Here is a 3,520-nt window from a genome sequence, read left to right on the forward strand (position 1 = left end):
GCACTGCTGAGTCTCCTGTTAAACCGACTAGGCATGGAGAGCTTTGATTGTGAGAGCGCGGTTGTCGAGGTTGAGTACCAGAACATTGATATCCTGATCCGCAACCAATCCAAGCAAGCGGTGATCATCGAAAACAAGATCTACGCCAGCGATCGCGACGATCAGCTCTGGGACTATCACCAGCGGATGCAGACACAAGGCTATACTGAGATTTGGACTACTTACCTAACCTTAGATGGTTCCGAGCCAAGTGAGCAAAGCGCCAGAGCATTGCCTGTAGTTCTCTTTAGCTACGAAGCTGAAATCATAGCGTGGTTGAAGGACTGCATTCCTCTGGTTGCTCGAGAGCCCGGCGTGCGGGAAAGCATTTTTCAGTACATTGAACTACTCCAAAAGCTGACCTCTAGCGATCAGAGCGATATCTATATGAGCAAGCTAAAAGAACAAATCCTGCTGGGCGAAAACCTCTTTGTGATCGCCGATATCAATCATGCATTCCAGGCCGTATTGGCCGACCTTCAGAGCGATATTTGGGAGCGTATGACATCTTATCAGGCAAGCCGATACCAGAAGCTCGGAAAACCTGAGGTCTCGGCAACTAAGGAAGCGGTATCAGCATATTACAAAAAAGAAAAAAACAGCAAGTACATCGGCCTTACCTATCCCTTCATGTTTATGAACGGCGGCGTGTACATTGAGCTTGATCACCGACTATATGTGGGTTATTACTGTGACGGCGAGCAGTTCCCTGAAGACCGGGAGCGTCTATTGGCATTGAGTCGAGAGATAGCTCCCAAGACTCGGACATCCGGCAAGCTGTTCTGGAAGCTCTCTAAGTTTAATGTGAATCTGCATTCACCCTCTAATGAAGATCTCGCGTTACTACGAGATCCAAAAATGCGGGAGCTGATTGCCGTCGGCCTTATCGACGATATGCATGAACTGTGGCAACTTGCTCAACAGCGTTTCGCCTAAATTTCGAACGTGTCGGCCTCTAGCCAACTAGCAGCTGCTCGCAGGCGGCTGCTACCTGCCCAAGTTTCGCCGTTCACTTGGGACCGCTCAACGGTTTTCAAGACCGTAGTAAAAACGCCCGATCCGTATGGTACGCAAGGCTAAATCGATTCCAAAAAAAAACACGAAACGGCACGGCTACAGGCCGCATACCGCAAGGGTCGCCGCTTCAGTTTTGGAATCGATTTTTTACCCTCCTGCCATCTGTCCGCTGCAATTGCGGGATAGTGGCACCCAGCCATCAAATCCATTATTCTTGCCGCTCATCACTCAGCGTGGAGCTACTGCTATGAAAAGGCTTGCTGCGGCAATTGGACTTGTCGCGCTCTCCCCGGCTGCTTTCGCGGGCTGCTTTGGCACTGGTTCCTTCAAGACCTGCACCGACAACAGCGGAAACAGCTACAACATTCAGCGTTTCGGCAATACCACCAATGTGCAGGGCTTCAACTCGAGCACCGGTTCATCCTGGAACCAGCACAGCACGACGATCGGGAATACCACGTTCCACAATGGCACTTCTGCCAGCGGCAACTCTTGGAATGGCACTTCTCAACGAATCGGGGATACCGTTATCAACAGCGGAACGGACTCCCGAGGTAACGCATATCACTCCACCTGCAACAGTTACGGCTGCTACTAACTTCCGGTAACGCAGCCGTAGCGTGAGATTCCGGCCTCAGGCCGCGCCACAAGCGGCCTGTGCACCGCCCCTGTCTAATACAGTTCGGCCAGTTTCAGCGACTTTCACCCAGTAAAACCGAGAAGCTTTCGAGCAGTTTTAGACAGCTTCAGCACCCCACCTAGGCGTTCTGCCAACCACGATCCGTCCTCCATCGTCACTTACCCCCTCCTCTCACAGTCCGCTTTCGACCCAAAGCGGTCATTCATGTGGGTCAACTACCGGCCATAACGGGGAGTTTACAATAAGCGACACGCCGTAATACAAAATAGGTTACTGAGGATCAAAAAGTTAAGCCCAGCCCACCCACTCTCATCTACATAGAAATGTGTTTCCAATCCCTCGGCTTTATATTGCCGTCGTGATCTTAGGCGAACACTCTACTGCGCACATAAATATTAAAAATTATTCGTATCGAGACCTAGCGACTGCAGCTTTTCTTTAGATTTCTATAGTGCATCTAGACCTGTGCGTATTACAACCATCTTTCACTGGAAGTCAAGTAGGCCGGAGAACCGTCCAAGTGCCCATGCGCTTCTTCAGCACATCCCTCCGATCTGAATATCAGCTTATGGCCGAGACAAATAGCCTAAAGCAGGAAAGATATTTGCCCATGAGTAGCCGTGGATACACCCGCACACATCAACGTGTGATGTTGCAAAGAAGAGGCTAGAAAATTTATGCCATACCACTTCCACAATGCAAACGCTGTGCTGAAAAAACCTAATAGCAACGGTGCAACATGATCAGTAAACCAAGGGGTGATAAACGCACCTCTTAGAACTATAAAAACTTTAATTGGCCAAGTAATCAATATGTTCATTACACGATATTCAACCCCTTCGCCGTCCAGCCATCTCTCGTCAGACTTATACTGATACTTTGCAATCAAGTAAACACTTACGCGATACTCGTGAAGAAAAATCCGCGATTTTATTCCCACCCCTCTTTGTCGCTTCGACAGGTCGCGAGTAGGCCGATATGAAAGCTGTGTAGCATAAGATAGGATTTTGAATGCAGCCCCTGCGCTACTTCTTTTAGCAACCTCGCTCACAATTTTTTTCTTTAATTGACGTCGACTTAAGGTCAAAGCTACCCAACGCAAAGATGCTTCGTAAAGGCCATCCATAGCTTTGTCAAAATGTAAACCTGCGGGAGGAATACGCTGGTAGCAGCGAAACCAAAAGTAGGCGTTGAGAACAGCAAGCACCAGCCAAACGCTATTAGTACGCTGGTGAAGCTGCACCTCGTTCCCCATTAGCTTAAATTGAGTGAGGTCTGCTCCAAAATACCACAAAGCCAAGACTAAGGCTGAGTAGGTGAGCAAGAAGCCTCTAGCCTTGTTGAAATCCCTACCATCATCCAATGAGTCCACCACCGAGCTGCTCCTTCTCTAAAGTGATATGATATTAACACACCACCAATACCGATTCTTATTCCCCGCAGGCGCGATCACGCTAGCGAGGAAGGGATTGCGAAAATCCAACAGTTCCGCACTAAATGTCGGGCTGCTCATCCAAAAGTCAGCCGTAGGTACAGTCCGGAAATTACCGTTCGTGCACGATTATCAACGGCTGCTTTGGGTCCAGGCTGTGTGAAAACGCCCGCAGTTGTCTAACCTTCTGACCGTCGTGATCGTGGCGGGGACAATCATGAAGCGGTTCATCGAAGGTGAGGCTCGGACGCAGGTTACATTGCTGCCAGAGTGCCTGGATGACTACATCACCGATGAAAACCCAGTGCGAGTGGTCGATGTCTTTGTCGATGAACTCGACCTGAGCGCGCTCGGTTTCGCAGGCGTCGATCCGGCAGCAACAGGTCGCCCAG

General features: G+C 49.7%; 3 protein-coding genes and 1 pseudogene. 3 read left to right on the forward strand and 1 reads right to left on the reverse strand.

Going from position 1 to position 3,520, the window contains the following annotated elements:
- On the forward strand, positions 1-975 hold a 975-nt coding region (locus tag ACF8EA_RS14880), incomplete at its 5' end, for a PD-(D/E)XK nuclease family protein (RefSeq protein WP_392522444.1).
- A 328-nt stretch (positions 976-1,303) separates the two neighbouring features.
- Positions 1,304-1,654: a hypothetical protein gene (locus ACF8EA_RS14885; protein ID WP_392522445.1), complete on the forward strand. Its 351-nt coding sequence runs from the start codon at positions 1,304-1,306 to the stop codon at positions 1,652-1,654.
- Between the two features lie 628 nt (positions 1,655-2,282).
- Here ACF8EA_RS14885 and ACF8EA_RS14890 read toward each other — a convergent pair.
- On the reverse strand, positions 2,283-3,071 hold the full coding sequence (locus ACF8EA_RS14890) for a hypothetical protein (protein ID WP_392522447.1): 789 nt from the start codon (positions 3,069-3,071) through the stop codon (positions 2,283-2,285).
- A 274-nt stretch (positions 3,072-3,345) separates the two neighbouring features.
- On the opposite strand from ACF8EA_RS14890, the pseudogene ACF8EA_RS14895 reads away from it, so the two are divergent.
- A pseudogene (locus ACF8EA_RS14895) lies at positions 3,346-3,520 on the forward strand (IS5/IS1182 family transposase); the annotation flags it as partial.

Origin of the sequence: Pseudomonas sp. YQ_5 (assembly GCF_043103305.1) — a bacterium.
GTDB classification, from domain to species: Bacteria; Pseudomonadota; Gammaproteobacteria; order Pseudomonadales; family Pseudomonadaceae; genus Aquipseudomonas; species Aquipseudomonas putida_Y.